Annotated in this window: 14 protein-coding genes and 1 riboswitch; of the genes, 11 read left to right on the top strand and 3 right to left on the bottom strand. The window is 36.5% G+C overall.

Annotated features, from left to right (window positions below):
- Window positions 1–11: 11 nt before the first annotated feature.
- Window positions 12–97: riboswitch (cyclic di-GMP riboswitch) on the bottom strand.
- Between the two features lie 237 nt (window positions 98–334).
- Window positions 335–1,162, bottom strand: a complete 828-nt coding sequence (locus tag ACFX4E_RS08470) for a hypothetical protein (RefSeq protein WP_377258159.1) — start codon at window positions 1,160–1,162, stop codon at window positions 335–337.
- Window positions 1,163–1,498: 336 nt separating this feature from the next.
- Here ACFX4E_RS08470 and ACFX4E_RS08465 point away from each other — a divergent pair, with 336 nt between their 5' ends.
- The 8 genes from ACFX4E_RS08465 to ACFX4E_RS08430 all read left to right on the top strand — a co-directional run bounded on the left by ACFX4E_RS08465 (window position 1,499) and on the right by ACFX4E_RS08430 (window position 14,774).
- Window positions 1,499–2,701, top strand: coding sequence for an ankyrin repeat domain-containing protein (locus ACFX4E_RS08465; RefSeq protein WP_377258156.1), 1,203 nt, complete (start codon window positions 1,499–1,501; stop codon window positions 2,699–2,701).
- A gap of 153 nt (window positions 2,702–2,854) precedes the next feature.
- Entirely contained in the window at window positions 2,855–4,381 is a 1,527-nt protein-coding gene (locus ACFX4E_RS08460) for an Hsp70 family protein (protein ID WP_377258153.1), read from the top strand.
- Between the two features lie 3 nt (window positions 4,382–4,384).
- On the top strand, window positions 4,385–5,974 hold the full coding sequence (locus tag ACFX4E_RS08455; protein WP_377258150.1) for an Hsp70 family protein: 1,590 nt from the start codon (window positions 4,385–4,387) through the stop codon (window positions 5,972–5,974).
- Window positions 5,975–5,986: 12 nt separating this feature from the next.
- Window positions 5,987–7,072: a nucleotide exchange factor GrpE gene (grpE, locus tag ACFX4E_RS08450; protein ID WP_377258147.1), complete on the top strand. Its 1,086-nt coding sequence runs from the start codon at window positions 5,987–5,989 to the stop codon at window positions 7,070–7,072.
- Window positions 7,069–8,547, top strand: coding sequence for an Hsp70 family protein (locus ACFX4E_RS08445; RefSeq protein ID WP_377258144.1), 1,479 nt, complete (start codon window positions 7,069–7,071; stop codon window positions 8,545–8,547). Before grpE ends, ACFX4E_RS08445 begins: the two co-directional genes overlap by 4 nt.
- 44 nt (window positions 8,548–8,591) lie before the next feature.
- Complete coding sequence (locus ACFX4E_RS08440) at window positions 8,592–10,490, top strand: TcaA NTF2-like domain-containing protein (RefSeq protein ID WP_377258142.1); 1,899 nt, start codon at window positions 8,592–8,594, stop codon at window positions 10,488–10,490.
- Window positions 10,487–11,740, top strand: a complete 1,254-nt coding sequence (gene nagZ, locus ACFX4E_RS08435) for a beta-N-acetylhexosaminidase (RefSeq protein WP_377258139.1) — start codon at window positions 10,487–10,489, stop codon at window positions 11,738–11,740. Before ACFX4E_RS08440 ends, nagZ begins: the two co-directional genes overlap by 4 nt.
- Before the next feature lie 37 nt (window positions 11,741–11,777).
- Window positions 11,778–14,774, top strand: a complete 2,997-nt coding sequence (locus ACFX4E_RS08430) for a pre-peptidase C-terminal domain-containing protein (RefSeq protein WP_377579664.1) — start codon at window positions 11,778–11,780, stop codon at window positions 14,772–14,774.
- A gap of 48 nt (window positions 14,775–14,822) precedes the next feature.
- On the opposite strand, the gene ACFX4E_RS08425 is transcribed toward ACFX4E_RS08430, so the two are convergent.
- Window positions 14,823–15,137: a hypothetical protein gene (locus tag ACFX4E_RS08425; protein ID WP_208756116.1), complete on the bottom strand. Its 315-nt coding sequence runs from the start codon at window positions 15,135–15,137 to the stop codon at window positions 14,823–14,825.
- A gap of 309 nt (window positions 15,138–15,446) precedes the next feature.
- Here ACFX4E_RS08425 and ACFX4E_RS08420 point away from each other — a divergent pair, with 309 nt between their 5' ends.
- The 3 genes from ACFX4E_RS08420 to ACFX4E_RS08410 all read left to right on the top strand — a co-directional run bounded on the left by ACFX4E_RS08420 (window position 15,447) and on the right by ACFX4E_RS08410 (window position 18,556).
- Window positions 15,447–16,538, top strand: coding sequence for a flagellin N-terminal helical domain-containing protein (locus ACFX4E_RS08420; RefSeq protein WP_377258133.1), 1,092 nt, complete (start codon window positions 15,447–15,449; stop codon window positions 16,536–16,538).
- Between the two features lie 324 nt (window positions 16,539–16,862).
- Window positions 16,863–16,997, top strand: coding sequence for a flagellin (locus ACFX4E_RS08415; RefSeq protein WP_049163237.1), 135 nt, complete (start codon window positions 16,863–16,865; stop codon window positions 16,995–16,997).
- A 554-nt stretch (window positions 16,998–17,551) separates the two neighbouring features.
- Window positions 17,552–18,556, top strand: coding sequence for an endonuclease (locus tag ACFX4E_RS08410; protein WP_377258130.1), 1,005 nt, complete (start codon window positions 17,552–17,554; stop codon window positions 18,554–18,556).
- Window positions 18,557–18,658: 102 nt separating this feature from the next.
- Here ACFX4E_RS08410 and pcp read toward each other — a convergent pair whose 3' ends face one another.
- Window positions 18,659–19,300: a pyroglutamyl-peptidase I gene (gene pcp / locus ACFX4E_RS08405; protein WP_377258127.1), complete on the bottom strand. Its 642-nt coding sequence runs from the start codon at window positions 19,298–19,300 to the stop codon at window positions 18,659–18,661.
- Window positions 19,301–19,310: the final 10 nt, after the last annotated feature.

Here is a 19,310-nt window from a genome sequence, read left to right as displayed (position 1 = left end):
CCCCTGATATATCAGGAAACCCAGCTATCCTAGTCCTAAAGACCTTAGACCTGAGGTTTTGCGTCCCAGCCTTTCGACTGGTTTGCCTTTAACTGAACAAGTTAAGTTCACTACTCTTTGTTTTCTTTAAAGAACGAAATAACAAAAATGATACTATATAACGAATATCTTTTTTAGATTTTACCATAAAAATAGGTTGAATTACCCTAAAAAAGATTCGACAAATTTCGATAAGGGATAGATTAAAACATAGAAAACCTCTGTATTTTTATATCCTAGAAGAAAAAGAGGTTAATAAAAAAGCGAATTGCCTAGGCAGTTCGCTTTTTTTAGTTTAGAATCCTAATACTTCTTTCTTAGACTGAGGTGTTTTAACAAAGAAACTTTGAGAGTTGTTCCATTGTTTTGCTACTTGCTCTCCTTCGCTTGAGTCATTGTCTATGTAAAACTTAGAACCCTTATATATGAAGGTGCCACTATTTTTGTTGAACTGATATGTGCTAAATTCCCATCCGATAGGGCCTCCATTCCAGTAATTAATGAGCTGGATATTATTGTTTCCTATTGGCTTAGGTCGTGATGAAAAAGATAATTCTTGAGATGTTTCGCCTTCTTCAAAGAAGGTTGCTTTTGTTAATTTACCATCTTTTAAATAATAGGCAGGGCCGCCTTCTGAGACACTAGCTTCTCTTGTTGAAAAGAATAAGAAGTTTGGTTGATGCTTCGATAAAGTGAGGGTGAAAATCATGTTTCTTGTTTTGTTATATTGATAGTCTTTCATTTTAACATCTTGCAGGTAAACAGATGATTCGTTCGTCGGTTGAATGCCTATTTGATAATCACCTTCAAATATTTCATCTCCTTCACTAATACCAGCCCATACATCATCTGGCCCTGCAATCCATCTTTTATCTTGTAAAGAAAGTACATACACATTATAATCCTGACCTTTTGTATCTCTAAGTGAAGTGCTATAACGGCTTTTAAGCCTTGTTTCTTCTAAAGAAATCTTTTTACCTGCTAAATTAGCAGCCCTTTTATCTACTGTTATTTTAGCCGAGGATCTTTCGTTTTTATTTGGGTGCGCTTGTTTGGAGAACAATACGATAAGTAAACTGCTAATAAGAATTGCCGTTAAAGAAAGAAAAATAGATTTTCTCATATAAAAATGACCCTCCTCTTCGTTTCTCTTTAGTTAAAAAATCCTAGAACACCTTAACATAGAAATTCAACCTTTATTGCTTGCTATGAAATTTTAGTGACTTTATAAGAAGTTTACATATATATTACTGATAAATAGATTAATTTTCTATATTTATAAGTCTTAAGAACTTTCTTTTTTGTAAAAATTGTCGATATAAAATGGAGTTATCAGGTAATTTTTACTTAGTCATCAAAATATATAGAAAAAGGTGAAGAAATGCTTAATGGTTTTAGGTTTGTATGTTTAATGATTTTTTTAATATTTGTTTTAACAGGATGCGTAGGAAAAAAAGAAATGAGCCAGCAGGAAGGAGGGATGAGACTAGATGACATGTCCAATAATGAACTGAAAGAGCATTTAGAAACATACCGAGATGAATATGAACTATATGGAGACTCAGTTGAAGAGAATATAAAGATTATAAAGTTCAGTATTGACCAGCTAACCATCAATTCTAATCAAATGGAGCAGAACAATTCGTACATGAACAATAAGGAATACGGTGAGCGCTATAAACAAAATCTTCTATCCTTAAATAACTACATTAATGAAGCTGAAGGCATTGAGGATGTGCCGCCGTTAGTTTATGACATTAATCACCAGTATTTAAACTCCCTTGAGCTAATCGAGACTACTGCTAAAGATATAGAGCAAGAACCGTATGAGGAATTTTATGTAGAGGATTTCCTTTCGAATCTTAATAAAGGTAAAGAAGGTTTACAGCAAACAGAGACGATGATGAATAAGCTAGAGAGCGATATATCTAAAAGAATGAACTATATATTCAGTAAGAACGTTAGTCAGGAAACAAATGTTAACAAGCCTGTTGAAACTCCGGAATCTACTGAGAAAGGAGAAATTGATACAAAAACACAAACAGAAGTTGACCGTAAGTCTAATGAAAATTTAAATGAACAAACAGATGAGTTATCTGATCCAAAAGGTGTTGGAAATGAAGTTTCTTCGGAGGAACTTCTTTTGGATGCTATTTTAAATGATGATTTTGCAAGTGCTAAAAGTGCGTTAGAAGATCCTAATGTCAATGTCGACATCGATATGAGAGATACACGTCCCTTATTGGAAGCTGTGGGAGAAGGAAGGCATGACATAGCGCGTTTATTGCTAGATCATGAAGCAGACCCTAATTTAAGCAGTGCTCAAGTAGATTTTGTGCCTTTAGAAGCAGCTATACAGCAGAATTCGAATGGAGTAGAAAAGTCTGCTGAAGAAGTGACTAACTTAATTCGTCTTCTATTAGATTACGGAGCGGATCCTAACTATGTTAGTAATGAAAGTGAGAGTGATGAAGGACAGACGACGGCTCTTGTAATGGCGATTAAACAGCATAATAAAGCCGCTGTTCAACTTTTATTACAATACGGTGCAGACCCTAATTTTGTTTTAAACAATAATGAAACGGCGGCAACCATTGCTGAGCAAGAAGAATTTGGTTCTCTTGAAGAACTTGTCATTGGTGAAGGTGAAGATATAGATTAAATTTTATGTAATTATATAGCGAGCAAAATAGATAAAAATATAGAGATTTTTACAATAATATGTAGTAAAATGTTAATTGTTTAGTTCTAAAGTTTTGTTAAATAGATATTTTTGTATTTTTTTATTCTTTAATAAGAAAAAAGGAGTGGTTATATGGGTTTATCTGTTGGGATAGATTTGGGAACGAGTAATTCAACGGCTGCTGTATATCGCAGAGGGAAAGTTGAAAGTATTCCAATTGAAGGAAAAAAAGTGCTGCCCTCGGTAGTATCTTACAAAGACAACGGACAAATTTTAGTAGGGCATTCAGCTAAAGCGAGATTATATATTGATCCTCAAAATACTGTTTCTTCTTCTAAGCGCTTTATTGGAGAGTCCAATAAGCAATACCATATACATAATAAAGCTTTAACCCCAGTAGACATTGCTCAGGAAATCCTAAAAAAGATAAAAACCGAAGCAAGTAAATATTTAGGTGAAGAAGTAAAAGATGCTGTTATTACCATTCCGGCTTATTTTACAGACGAACAGCGTGAAGCGACCAAAAAAGCGGGAGAACTAGCGGGCTTTAATGTGCTAAGACTGCTTTCTGAACCTACAGCTGCAGCTATTGCCTATGGTCTTGATAAAGAAAGAAACCAAACGATTATGGTATATGACCTAGGCGGGGGAACGTTTGACGTATCTATCTTAAAAGTAGAAGGCAATTCATTTGAAGTTGAAGCCGTGGATGGTGATTCATTGCTTGGTGGTGACGACTTTGATGAAAAAATTATGGAGTATTTATTAAGTAACGTTTCTAATGGGGTTGCTGCTAATCAAATGTCCCCAGGTTCGCTTTCTATGCAACGTCTTAAAGAAGCGGCAGAAGAAGCAAAAAAAGAACTTTCAGAAAGTGACTTTACGGATATATCTATACCAGATATTTTTGGAACTCATATTGATGAAGAAGTGGACGTTGAAACATTTAACAAAATGATTCAGCCATTGCTAGAACGAACGATCAATAAAATTAATGAGGTATTAGAAGAAGCTGATTTAACCAAAAGAGATATTAGCAGAGTGATATTAGTAGGTGGTTCTACAAGAATGAGAGCAGTGCAAGAAGCTGTAACTCAAAATATAAAAAAACCATACATAGCAGACAACGTAGATGAAATCGTAGCTCAAGGCGCAGCTATCATGGCAGCCAATTTATCGGCTCCTAGTATTGATGCAGCACCTGTACCTATAGAAGTAAAAGACGTTACGGCCCATTCATTAGGTATTGGTTTGTATAATCAACATGATGAATACAGAATTTTTCATTTAATTGAAAAAAATACATCTATTCCATGTATGGGAGCAAATATTGGAACCACTAGATTTCCAAACCAAACAGGTGTGGAACTCCCGGTATATCGTACTGAGGATTATTTACCTCAAGATAAGGATTTGTTAGGTGAGTTAGTATTACCGGTTACGCCTAAGAAGGAACTCATCCCTGTTATTTCTCTATTTGAGCTAGATGTTGATGGAATCTTAACATTTTCTAGTGCAGAACTTTCTCCTAATGCTTTTTTGGTGGAGAAATACCTACAAACTGGTGAAATGGATTTAGTAATGCTAAAAAATATGATTCAAAATAATGAGTTAAAAATTAAAAAAATTGTAATCGACACAAACAAACAGGAGGCTTAATCCATGGCAATTATCGAAAAAAACAGCCCGTATATTCTTGGAATAGATTTAGGAACATCCAATTCAGCAGTTTCTATTTATCGTAAAGGAAAACCACATATGATTAAGCTGGGAAAAGAAGCAACGATTCCTTCTGTAGTCAGTTTCCGTTCTGAAGAGGATGTGCAGGTAGGGGAAACAGCAAAACGCCGAATTTTACTTGACCCGGAACGTACCATTTCATTTATAAAACGTGAAATGGGAACGGAGTGGAAGAAGGAATTCTTTGATAAGGCTTACCGTCCTGAAGACGTATCAGCGGAAATCTTATCTAAAATGAAAGAGTATGTGATTAATCAAGAAGATTTTGAATTAAATGGAACCCCTGCTTATGCAGTTATTTGTGTGCCGGCCAACTTTGATGATAATAAAAAACGAGCTACTCGAGAAGCGGCTGAATTAGCTGGTTTGAACGTAACGTATTTATTAGAAGAGCCTGTGGCTGCAGCTATTGCATATGGAATGGAAGTAGGAAGAAATCAAACGATTATGGTATACGACCTAGGCGGAGGAACGTTTGATGTATCTATTTTAAAAGTAGACAGTGTCTCCAAAGATTCACAGGCGAAATTTACTATTCTTTCAAAAGAGGGAAATCCTGAACTTGGAGGATACGACATTGATCAAGTAATCATGAACCTAATAGGAGAAGACTTCAAAGCAAAAAGCAATTTAGATCTTTTCGACTTAGAAGCTGACCAAGGGTTATCGGCTACTACGCTGTTAGAAGCTCAGCAAAAGCTTCAAGAAGCGTGTGAGCATGCAAAAAAAGAGCTGTCTGAGACTGACTTTGTAGCTATAGAAATTCCAAATATTATTAAAGACGAATTTGGTAATGTTCACAATATTGATTATGAACTATCAAGAGAAGATTTTGAAACAGCTATCAGTCCATTGATTGATCAAACGATAGATACAATGAAAAAGGCACTGACAAATGCTGAATTAGACGTGCGAGATATTTCTCGCGTTATTTTAGTAGGAGGCTCATCTCGTATTCCATTAGTGAGTGCAAAGGTTAAGGAACTGCTAAATAAAGAGCCTTATTCTAATATTGATCCAGATACTGTAGTGGCTCAAGGTGCAGCAATTTTTGGAGCAAGTCTAGGTGTACCTACTGATAAATTAGAGGAAACGAATGACGGAGACGAAGAAGATAAGCCTAATACGGAAATTGAAATGAATAACATTGTTACCCATCACCTTGGAATTGAAATTGTTGGAGGGCGCTTTAACGAAATTATTGAAAAAGGTCTTGAACTAACGCAAGATAAGCCTTCTGTTTCAGTACAAAAAGAATATAGCACTCATCAAGACAATATGACGGAAATACGAATTACAGTGTTTCAGACACCAGAACCAGTAGATTATGTAAGTGACCCTCAATGTGTGTGTATTGGAGAGTTCTTCTTAAGCGGAATTCCGGCAGCTCCGAAAGGGAAACATCGCATTCTAATTAACTTTGAAATCAATCAACAAAATGAAGTAATTGTAACCGCTAAGCTTAATGGAGACGACGAAGTAGTTAGTCAAATTACTATTCAAAGAAATTAGGAGCTGAATTAAATGATAGAAAAATCGGGACTGGTGCAAGAACTGCTCGTTCTTCAACAGCAATATGAAGGCAGACAAAAAGAGCTGGAGAAATGGAAAGCTGAATTTGACCGTTTGAGTCAAGAAACAGAGCAATTTATGTTTTCTTTTCATGAAAAATACGAGCAAACGACTATCGATGAAGAATTCACTGATGAATTGAAAGAGAAATTAGAGAACAGACTTGAAGGAATTAGGCTCTCGGATAAAAGTGTCGGTCGCTTGATTCGCAGGCTTAATCCTGAAAAAGAAATCGAAACAGCTACTTCTGAGTTTATCTTGGCAGAAAAAATTGGTGAACAAATTAATAAAAATCGACAAGTAGTTTCTGAAACAGAAGAAGTAGTATCAGACTCTGCATCCGATCTGCAGAATCAAGATGATGTTGAAACGACAGCGGAGGAAAATCATTCAGAAGCATTAGAAGTAGATGAAAACAACGCGCAAGAACATGACATTCAAAATCAACCGATTGAAGACGGTTCTATTGAAAAAGAAGCAGAAGTTACAGAAGAGACAGAGAGTGGAACTTATAGTGAAAGTGAAGCAGCGCTGTTAAAAGAAGCAATTCGTTCGAACCAAAACGTTCTTGAAGAAGTAAATGAAAGAATTGAAGCAGCTGAAAAAAGATTTGTTACATTTATGGAAAAAGGCGTCGCTCCTATCATCGACGGTCTTTACAGTGGGAGTAATTATGCCAATGACCTGCTAATTGAACTAGAACAGCAAAATCACGAACAGTTCTCAAAAGTAAAAGAGTGGTTAACTATCTATCCGCATTTAATGAAAGAGGTTGAAGGGTTATTTAATGAGTTTCACGTGGAGCTTTACATTCCTCAGCCTCAAGATACGTTCGATGAATACAAACATGAACCTATTGGCGTTGTTGAAGATGAAGGGCTAGAAGATGAGCAAATTAAAGAAGTTGTTCGATACGGCCTTATCTATCAAAAGGAATTATTTAATCAGTCTCATTTTCTTATTCGTCCAGCTCAAGTAATTGTGGTGAAAAATAAGTCAAAAGACCTTGTAGAAGAGAATAGAGGGAATGTTGAATGAGGCATGATAATGAAAAAAAACCGGTGCTAGGCATAGATCTAGGAACAACTTATTCAGCTATTGCTAGGTGGACGGAGAAAGGGCCTAAAGTTTATCAAAACCCTCGAAGAGAATATACATGGGCTTCCGTTGTTTATTATGACGAGCGTCAAGAAAAGCCGCTGGTGGGAAATTTGGCGCTAAAGCGTGCTTTAATTGACCCGGAAAATGCCATCATTGGCGTAAAGCGAATGATGGATGACGGGCAACAGAAAATTCAAGTAGGAAACAAAGAATTTACGCCTATTGAAGTATCATCTATGATTCTACGAGATGTATATGAATACGCAGAAAAAACAACGCCAGGATTCGATCCTGCAGGAGTTGTTGTGACGGTTCCTTATTACTTTACAGCGCTTCAGTGTACCAATACTTCTGAAGCTGCATCTTTAGCCAATCTAAATGTACTCGGTATTATCCAAGAGCCGGTAGCGGCAGCGTTAGCTTACGGTGTTCATAATGAAGAAGCTCTTCGAGATGAAATCATTATGGTCTTTGATTTAGGCGGAGGCACGTTTGATTTAACCATTTTTAGATTCACCAATAGTCCCGAGCGTCTATTATTTGAAGTACTGGCAACCGGAGGAGACGATCGTCTTGGAGGGTTAGACTTTGACGAAAGCTTGGCTGAGTTTATCAAGGCTAAAGCGAATTTAGATTTTAATGGTCTAACCGTAGAGAACGAACTCAAAGCGAAAGCAGCACTGATGGAAGCTGCTAAAGAAGCGAAAGAAATTTTATCGTATGAAGAATACACAGATATTATTAAGCCTAATATTTTACCTGGACAGCATATTGAACTAGAAATTACGCGCGACGATTTTGAAGGATGTATCGCTCATTACTTTGAAAAAATGGACAGTATTATTGATAAAGTAATTGAAGAATCGTCACTATCCCGAACGGATATTAGCCGAGTGATTAAAGTTGGAGGTTCCAGTCGTATTCCAAAGATTGATCAAATTCTCTCGCGAAAAATCGGGGACAATAAAATCTACGGAGATATAGATCCAGATTTATGTGTTGCACAAGGAGCAAGCATCTACGCAGCCTTTTTAGATGGACGTATTGAGTGGTCTAAAGAAATTGAAATTCAAACGGCAACTGCTCATGCTCTAGGTGTAGAAGCAGCTAATGGAGAATTTAGTACGCTTATTCCAAGTAATCGACGCACGCCTTGTGAAGTGACAAAAGTGTATACCTTAGACACCGATTATTGCGAAGAATTAGATATTGACTTGTATCAAGGTTCCTCAAAGTATATTCGCAATAACAAAAAAATCGGTACGATTAATGTGACGGGGCTAAAAAAATGTAAAGCAGGCGAGTTAGACATTCATATTACGTTCCGAATTAGCCAGCAGCAGTCCGTTTCTGTCACGATTGTACAAAGAGAAAGTAATATTAGGAAAGTGGAAAGTGTGAAATTAACCTAACGATAGTTTCATAACTTGTTAGATAAAGGATAAGGTGATCACTATTGAAAATAGAAGGCTATGATATAAAAAGAGAACTTTTTTCTTTTGAAAACGTGACAGTATATGAAGTGATAAAGCAAAGTGACGGTAAAAAATTTCAATTACGCGTCATGAAATTAATCAACAGCGAAGATAGAGAAAGTGAAGATCGCTGGTACCATCAATATGAAGATTATCAGCTCAATATTAATAACTATAAGTATCTTCCGCGTGTTTCAACGATTGCAACTCAAGATCAAATTTTTGTCTATGCTCTGCTAGAAAGTGAAGCAGGTCAGACTTTAAAAGAAAAAGGAAGTATTGAAATTCATGAAGTTGAACATTTAATTGATGCGCTTCGTCACCTTCATGCACAGCGTTTTGTACATGGATTTATCTGCTCAGAGAATATTTGGATGAGTGACGAAGGAAATCGTACAGTTTTATACGGTGCAGGAGAATATAAAGCTATTAGTAACAGCTATGACCTAAAGCAATCTTCTGATATCACAAAGCTAGTCGATATTATCTCTGATTATTCAACTGTTAATGAAGAAATAATTGAAAAGTTAAAGGCTAAAAGTAATCTGTCTCTTGGAGAAATAGCGTCTATTTTAGATGAAGCAAAAGAGATGAATCCTAGAGTTCCAAAGCCAAAGCTAGTAGAACGGGAAGATAAAGTCATCCCTACGGCTCCTTCTATACCTGAAGAAAAAGAAGAGAAGCCAAAACCAAAAGAAAAAAGGGAGCAGTATAAAGAACAAACAGAAGAACGAAAAGAAGAAAAAACGGAAAAAACAAATGAAGAGAAACGTTCAAAAGAGAAGAAAGCTGTACCATTCGTATGGAAAGCGATGACCGGTGTGTTGGTTGTTGCTGTCATGGTGCTTTTGTTTATGGTTGGTAAATCCTTTAATAATGAAGAACCGGCTCCTGTAGAACAAACAGCAGCAGAAGTTACGAAAAATAATCAGCAAGAAACACCAAAAGCTGATGGAGGTAATTCTAATGATGTAGGTACACAAGATAACACAAAGGCAGAGGAACAACCTTCTGTTCAACAAGAGCCCGCTCAAGAAGAGGAACCTGTTGAAGAAGAGGAAGGCCCCAGCTACACAGCGCAGCAAGTTAGTGATTTTATGGCGGAGTACTCCAGTGACAGTATTGAAGCAGTGAACAGTCGAAACTTTACTGTTGTAGAAGATTCACTTGACCCTTCAGGTAAAGCCTATAAAGAACAGCGTGACTACCTTAAATATCTTGAAAAGAAAAACATTACAGAAGAAAGCTTAGGATTCACTGTTAATAAGGTCGTGTCCGTTGATCAATCAACTTATAAAGTGACAACTCAAGAAGAGTATGAGATTTTTTACGATGACGGTTCGTCAAAAATAAAGAGTTTTAGCAGTTCTTATATTGTAAAAGTTTTAGCAAATGGAAATTTGGCTGTTAACGAACTGTTATATACTCAAGAGCTCTCTTCTTCAGCAAATGAAGAAGCAGACGATAGCTCAACGGCTTCAATTGCGCCAACTATCCCAGCACAGCCTGAATCATCTTCGGATGATTCAGGAGCTATTGAAAGCACTATTCGAATTCATTATGGAAGTATTAGCAACGAAAATTTTTCAACAGCGTACAATTTGTTTTCTTCGTCATTTAAACAACAAGTAAGTCAAACGGTTTGGGAAAAAGGACTTCAGCAAAATATGTACGATGAACTAGGTACAGTAGAAGTAAAACAAATAGATGCTAACCGAGCTACGGCATATATTGAAATGACTTCGTATGACGATAACAACGATGGCACAACACTAGTACAGAAGTGGGTTGGAAACTGGAATCTCGTTCAAGAAGGTGGCAGCTGGAAACTAAATAAACCTGAACTAAAAAAAGTTAGCTCCAAGGTTGAGGCACAATGAAGCGCGTAAGCAAGATAGCGCTTCTTTTTCTAATGGCAATTTTAGCGATTACAGCAGTAAGTTCACTTGTGCTTAACACATCTAAGCCTAAAGTTGCTTCTGAGAATGTAAAAGGTGAGGGTGAGTCTAGTAAAAAAATAGCTCCAAAAGCGGCATCGACTCATGAAAAACAAGGTAGCGTGACAGAAAAGGTAGATAGCTTAATGGCCCGCATGACGCTGGAAGAAAAAATTGGTCAGTTAATGATAATCGGCTTTCAAAGTGGTGAAATAGATGAACATGTTCAAACGATGATTAAAGATTATCATGTAGGGGGCATCATTTTATTTGATCGCAATATGAAATCACCTGCTCAAGTAGCTGAACTAAATAACCATCTTCAGCAGCTGGCCCTAAAAAATCAACACCATATTCCTTTGCTGACGAGCGTGGACCAAGAGGGTGGAGCTATTACTCGAATGAAAGACCAGGTTTCTTACCTTCCTTCTCATCAAGAGCTCGGTAAAGAAAAGAATGCTGAACAAGTGTATGATACAGCATATCGTTCTGGGAACGAATTAGCGGCTATGGGATTTAATTTAAACTTTGCACCCGTTTTAGATTTATCCAATACTGACACACGTTCATTTGGAAAAGATCCTTACCTTGTGAACAATTATGGTAACGAAGTCATTAAAGGATTAAACGATTCAGGAATCACAGCAACCTTAAAACATTTTCCTGGAAATGGACGAAGTGATATAGACCCGCATAAAGAAACATCTTCTGTAGAAGCAAATCAGCTCGATTTAGAAAATAGTGATATTTATCCTTTTAAGAAAACCATACACAATGTAGATAACAATCGTTTTTTTGTGATGGTTACACATATTAAATATCCTGCTTACGACAAAGTAAATCCAGCTAGCTTGTCTCCAACTATTATTCAAACGCTATTGAGAGAAAAGCTGGGCTACACAGGAATTGTCATCACAGACGATTTAGAAATGGGGGCGGTAAATAAATATTTCACACCTAGAGAAATGGGATACAAAGCATTAAAAGCAGGAGCGGATATTTTGCTTGTGTGTCATACGCTCCAAACGCAAGAAGAACTCTTTAACGGTGTAGTAGAAGCTGTTCAAAACCATAAACTCTCTGAAGCTCGTATTGACGAAGCGGTAAAAAGAGTACTGACGTATAAGTTAAGCGCTATTAATTCAACTTATTCGGATCCAGAGCTTACTGAAAGAATAGTTGGTAAAAAATAAGAAAATTAAAATTATTTAAAGTTAAGGAGAATGTTAAATGAAATTTAAATTAAGTATTGTACTAGTTTGCCTACTGGCTTTCCTATCATTTTTTAATCATACAACTTATGCACAAAGCATAAGTGCCAATAAAGGAAATCTATCTTCTGGTGTTGCTGTACAAGGTAAATTATCATCTAGCAAGGCAACAGACACTTATAAATTTACTACCAATAAAGATGGAGAAGTTTATATAAGCTTAGACCAAACGACAGCAGGATTTTATCTGTATCTTTATAATGAAGACGGTGAGACTATTACTTCAGATTACTATAGCTCTCGAGGTAGTAAAATAGTATTAAAAGAAGAAGTGCAAAAAGGCACTTACTACGTAAAAGTAGCTCCTTATAGTTGGAGTGGGATTTCAAGTGCAACGTATCGTTTAAAAGCGACATATCCAGGAAATATTACCCGCAATGCTACTACTTTTGAACCGAATGACACAATGGAAACAAGCATGAATATCAATTCAGGTCAAATCTATAAATCTACCAGTGAATCAGATATTGATCAAGACGTTTATCAATTTACAACGAATAAAGACGGAGAAGTGTACATTACCCTTGATGAAACAACGGCTGGTTATTCAATGTATCTATACGATAAAAATGGAAATAAATTAGGTGGAGATTATTACAGTACAAAAGGAAATACGATTGTCATCTCGGATACGGTAGAAAAAGGCACATATTACATTAAGGTAAATCCATACAGTTGGAAAGGTATAACGAGTGCAACATATCGTTTGAAAGCAACATATGCAGGAAGCATTAAGCGCGATGTGTCAACATTTGAACCAAATGAGACACCGGATACGGCTATGGAAATTAGCTCTAATAAGTATTATAGTTCCACTAGCTACTCTAAATCAGATCGAGATGTGTATAAGTTTAAAGTGAGTCAAGATGGAAATACAGTCGTACAGCTGGATAATACGACGGGCGGCTATTCAATGTACCTGTACAATGAAGATGGAAAATCGCTAGGCGGAGATTATTACAGTTCTCGAGGGAACACTATTGTAATTAAAGAGAACCTTGCTAAAGGAACGTACTATATTAAGATTACTCCATACAGCTGGAGCGGAATTTCAAGTGCAAGTTATCGTTTAAAAGCGACGTACCCTTCAGATACAACAAAACCAGATAGCGTAAAAGTAACGGTAAAGTCGAAAACGACAAGTAGCGTAACGTTAAGTCTAAGCGCTCATGATGCTTCAGGAATTAAGCAGTATGAAATCTATCGAAATAATAAACTAGTAAAAACAGTAGGTAACGTAAAAGAATATACGGATGCGAATTTGCAGCCAAACACAACGTATACGTACAAAATTAAAGCGTTTGATCCTTCTAATAATGCGGCAGAAAGCGGAACCGTTTCAGCAAAAACACTGCCTAAAGATACAACAAAACCAGATAGTGTGAAAGTAACGGTAAAATCGAAAACAACGAATAGCGTAACGTTAAGCCTAAGCGCTCATGATGCTTCAGGGATTAAACAGTATGAAATCTATCGAAATAATAAACTAGTAAAAACAGTAGGCAACGTAAAAGAATATACGGATACAAACTTGCAGCCAAACACAACGTATACGTATAGAATTAAAGCGTTTGATCCTTCTAATAATGCGACAGAAAGCGGAACCGTTTCAGCAAAAACACTGCCTAAAGATACAACAAAACCAGATAGTGTGAAAGTAACGGTAAAATNGAAAGTAACGGTAAAATCGAAAACAACGAATAGCGTAACGTTAAGCCTAAGCGCTCATGATGCTTCAGGGATTAAACAGTATGAAATCTATCGAAATAATAAACTAGTAAAAACAGTAGGCAACGTAAAAGAATATACGGATACAAACTTGCAGCCAAACACAACGTATACGTATAAAATCAAAGCGTTTGACCCTTCTAATAATACAGCGGAAAGTTCAGCAATCAATGTGAAAACAAATCCAAAAGGCGGGCTGCAGTCGGGTGTGTTCGTAGAAGGGAAAATGACATCAAGCAGTGCTGGAGACACGTATACTTTTACGACCAACAAAGATGGAGAAGTCTATATTACATTAGACCAAACAACAGCAGGATATTCGATGTATTTATACAATCAAGATGGTGATCGCATAGCCGGAGACTATTATAGTTCAAGAGGAAGTAAAATTGTAATAAATGAAGATATCCAAAAAGGCACTTATTACATTAAAGTAGAGCCATACAGCTGGAGTGGAATTTCAAGTGCCACATATCGAATAAAGGCAACTTATGCAGGAGAGATAAGCAGAAATCCTTCAACATTTGAGCCGAATGAAACGAATGAAACAAGTATGTCTATCAACTCAGGACAGATGTATACATCAACAAGTGAATCGAATATTGATCAAGATGTCTATCAATTTACCACCACTAAAGATGGAGAAGTCTATATTTCGCTAGATCAAACAACAGCAGGATATTCGATGTATTTGTACAACCAAAATGGCGACCGTATAGCTGGAGACTATTATAGTTCAAAAGGAAGTAAAATTGTAATAGATGAAGAGATTCAGCAAGGTACTTATTACGTTAAAATTAAACCATATGAATGGAGCGGCACAACGAGTGCTACGTATCGAATAAAAGCAACCTATGCAGGAACAATAAAAAGAGACGCAGCGACATTTGAACCAAACGAAACAATTGAAACTGCAATGAACATAGTATCGGGTCAAGCTTATAGCTCAAGCTCGTATTCAAGTGTGGATCGAGACGTCTATCAATTTACAACAAAAAAAGATGGAAACGCAAAAATTGTGTTAGATAATATGAAAGGCGGCTATTCTATGTACCTTTATGATCAATATGGCCAAAGAATAGCTGGAGATTATTATAGTACAGCAGGCAACGTTATAGAGATTAATGAGGATCTTTCACAGGGCACTTATTATGTTAAAGTAACACCATACGAATGGAACGGCATATCTAGCGCTACGTACCGGGTAAAGGCAACATATCCTAAGTAAGAAAAATAGGTCCAAAAAGACGCTTGAGTTCAAGCGTCTTTTTTGATGTTAATTATTGAACGTATGTAAAAAATCACTTAATGCTTCTTCTGTTGGGAACTTAAATGAATACCCAAAAGAAATTGGTTGTTTCCCTCCGTTTAACCTCTTTGGAAAATGTTTTAGAGCTGTACTATGAATTTTTCCATCACTTTGACTTAGATCAATATCAAATGAAAGAGGATTTACTGCAAGGTTTATTTCTTTTGTTGGCAGTAAATATACGATGTCTTCAGTCTCTTGATGTTTATATTCAAGTCCTTTTGTTGTTTCATTTGTTAGTTCGAAATTATGAGTTTCAAAAATGTGATGTAAATTTTGCATTGTTAGCGCTCCTGTCTTTTTATGAATTACAAATATTATACAAGAATGCAAGGGATTGTTGTATAAGAGAAGGCTAACTAATCAAAATGTTACTCTAGTACCAGCATACATAAAATTTTAAAAGAAAATAAACAGAGACTGTAAACAACTTAACCTTGATGTCGATATATAGTATGAACATATTTCTTAAAGGTATATGTTATATGTTTGATTACTGTCGTTCCTCGCTTAATTAATTAGTAAGCGTGATGCTTCTTGAATACAAGGATGTAACCAAGAAGTAAAACAATTATATGGAGGTAAAGGGAAATGAGAATTAATCACAATATTGCAGCGTTAAATACGTATCGTCAGTATAATAATGCGAATGCTGCACAATCTAAGTCAATGGAGAAATTATCTTCAGGTTTGCGTATTAACAATGCAGCTGATGATGCTGCAGGTCTTGCTATTTCAGAAAAAATGCGTGGGCAAGTCCGTGGGTTAAATCAAGCATCCCGCAATGCACAGGATGGTGTGTCATTAATTAAGACAGCAGAAGGTGCGTTAAGTGAAACAACTGATATTTTACAACGCATGCGTGAATTAGCAGTCCAATCTTCAAATGATACAAATACTGATTCAGATCGTAAGGAATTACAAAAAGAAGTAGATCAACTATCTCAAGAAATTACAAGAATCTCTACAGATACAGAATTCAATACAAAGAAACTAATTAATGGTGATGCGAAAGACGTAGCTTTCCATATTGGTGCTAACGAAGACCAAAATGTTAAGTTAACTATTAACAACATGGATGCTAGCGCTCTAAAAGTTACTGGTCAAACAGGTGACAAAACAGATCTAAATGGAAATGATGCAATTGAAATCAGAAATGATAAAGGCGAAGCAGTTACAGTTAATTTTAAAGCTGCAGCTGCTGCAGGTGGAGCTGCTATAGATAAAACTACTGCTGAAGTTAGTAGTGATGGGAAAACTGTTACTGTAACTTTAGCACAAGCTGCTGGTGATGGTGCAGCAACACCACCAACAGCAGGAGCTATTACGGCAAAACAACAGGATGTTTTAGATGCTTTAAATAGTACAAATGGAGCTGTTGTTGCTACTGCAAAAGCAGATGGAGATCTTAGTGCAGATGCCACTGTGGGAAGTGCTACCACAACTCTTACGACTTCGACAGTGGACAATACAAAGGGCATTAATATTTCAGATCAAAAGTCAGCATCCGCTGCAATTAAAACAATTAGTAGTGCTATTGAAACGGTTTCAGGAGAACGTGCTAAACTTGGTGCATTCCAAAATCGTTTAGACCACACTATTAACAACTTAAGTACATCATCTGAAAACTTAACTGCTGCTGAATCTCGTATTCGTGACGTAGATTATGCTTTAGCTGCATAAGCAGTACAAGCACAGTCGTCCTAGCTGGTAACGGCTAGTGATTATAATCGGGTGAATTGCTGGGAACCCCTTAGAGCTTTTCTTGCCACAACGTAGTTGGAAACGACAAGCGTGATGGTTAGAAAAAAGGAAAAGATTGGGCAATCAGCAGCCAAGCTCCTGTCTCGAAAGAGTGGAGAAGGTTCAACGACTAGGATAGACCATCTAAAAGCTAAGCTCAAGATGATGAAATCCATAGGTGAAACAGTATACATCAGTATTGTGAATCCGAAGTGCCCGACCCCTACTTATATATAAAAGGGTGAAGATATAGTCTAGTCATTTATGAAAGTAAATGTTCGCACGATGGCGAAAGAAATGATGGAACAAACGAAGAATTCAATTCTTTCTCAAGCATCACAAGCAATGTTGGCTCAATCTAATCAGTTGCCTCAAGGAGTATTACAACTTTTGAGATAATGATTACAGGGCGTCTAGCTTGGTAACGAGCTAGAGGATAACTGGGTGAACTGCTGGAACTTCCTAAAGCTTTATCAACCACAACGTAATCAGAAACGATAAGCGTGACGGTTTGAAAATGATAAAGATAAAACAATGGATAATCAGCAGCCAAGCTTCTGTGAGGAAACTCTGGAGAAGGTTCAACGACTAGAGAATACGGTCTAAGGTGAAAACTATGACTATGAATCTCGTAGGGCAGTGAAAACTGTTCGAAGTGCCCAGCTCCATGAAAAACATGGATGAAGATATAGTCTATTCTGTAATCGAAAGATACAGTCGCAAAGCAAGCGAACCAACAACCACAAGGAGTATTACAACTTCTTCGTTAATTTCAAATTATTTGGAGGAGGCTCTAGCTATTTTGCTAGAGCTCTTTTTTTAGACTTTTTTGAACGACATCACTGGGATGAAATGAGAAAGAAATATATCACCTTTAAATTTCTTAATATTGAAAAAATATAAAAAGTAAATTAAAATAGAGCAAACGTTCTTATTAAAGGATGGTGAAACAAATGAACCAAGAAAAGCAGTTGAAAGAGTTAATTCCATACAATCAACTGTGTATGATCGTAGGCAAGTTATTAGGTGATGGCAATATTTCTATTGAAAAAGGACGCCAGCCAAGGTTCCGATTTAGCCATTGCTTAAAAGATAAGGAGTGGGTCTTTTGGTGTTATGAGAAATTGAAAGATTATGTAGAATTATCATTTCCTAAGTATAGAAAGGTTCTAGATCAACGATTAAAAGATGGATACAGCGAAAGCTACTACACACAATCGAAAGTAGGAGAAGTCAGTACATTATTAAAAGAAATCTGGTATCCCCAAGATAAAAAAGTTTTACCACTAGAGTTTGTAAATGCTCATTTTTCACCATTAACTTTAGCATGGTGGTATCAAGATGATGGTTCTTTAACAATTAGTAATTCTACTATTAGAAAGATTATTCTTTCTACAAATAGCTTTAGTAACCAAGAAAATAAAAAGTTAATAGAAATCCTTTTTACACATTTACATCTTTCATTTTCCTTAGATAGCCAAAATAGACTAGTGATATACGATCAAAAGCAAATTCTTTATTTTCTCAGCTTAGTTAGGGAGTTTATTCATCCATGTATGTCTCGAAAGGTTAATATACCTAACAATAACTCACAATTGTTTCACTTAAATAAGAGAACGACTATTACTCTACCCCTGACTATTCCTGTAACTTCCCCTACAAAAGATTTACGACATTTTCTTAGTTATTTACCTGAACTTTTACTACAATTACAAAATAGATCTACCTATCATCACTTTTTTAAACACGAGTTCTTCCTTGAAAATACTGATTGTAAGAGAAAGAGTTATCAAATTCAATTGGGGCAAAATGAGTTGCGCCTATTGCACGAATGTAGGGAAATCACAGGCTTGTCTATGAATCAAATAACAGAAATATGTTATATATTGCAAAGAAATAGAAATGAAAATTTAATAAAAGAACAAAAGATAGCATATCAATTTTTCACTAGAAACTAAGAGAGTTAAGACATTTTACAAATATAAATAGCTGTTTTCAGTGAAAAAACCTTACTCACAAGTGGAGTAAGGCTCAGGTTTTTGTTAAGAAAAATTTGTAATTTAATGAGTAGCCCCACCAGAAACCACAACATCCTCCTCCACCAAAATCGTCGTCTTCACCACACTCAGCAGTCCCTGCACAATCAAATCCAGCGACATACTCGCTTTCCCCGGATGATTCACAGCTTGTTCAGGAAGGTAAGGAATATGAACAAACCCCCCTTTAATACAACAGTTTTGAATCATGTTCATCAGCCCATAAAACACGTGATTACAGACAAACGTTCCAGCGGTTTGAGAGACGCTGCTTGGAATGCCTGCTTGGCGCAAATTTTCGACAGCGGCTTTAATTGGCAGTGTCGAAAAATATGCGGCAGGGCCGTTTTTGATAATAGGACGGTCAATGGGCTGCTGGCCGATATTGTCAGGGATTCGCGCGTCATCTACGTTAATAGCAACACGTTCGACTGTAATCCCTTCTCGGCCGCCTGCTTGTCCAACGCAAATGACGATAGAAGGGCTGATTTCTTCTATATACGTATGAAGCTTTGCGATTGATTCACCAAACACCGTAGGAAGAGGCTTAGCAATAATGTGATAATCTTCAACAGCTATGCCGTCCAAAGCTTTTACAGCTTCTAAAGACGGGTTAATGCTTTCACCTTCAAATGGTTCAAAGCCAGTTAGTAATACAGTTGTCATTCTATTACTC

The organism is Priestia sp. YIM B13491 (assembly GCF_042787605.1).
Classification (GTDB): Bacteria; Bacillota; Bacilli; order Bacillales; family Bacillaceae_H; genus Priestia; species Priestia megaterium_E.
Note: the sequence above shows the minus strand (reverse complement) of the source record. Positions and strands in the feature narration are given on the sequence as shown.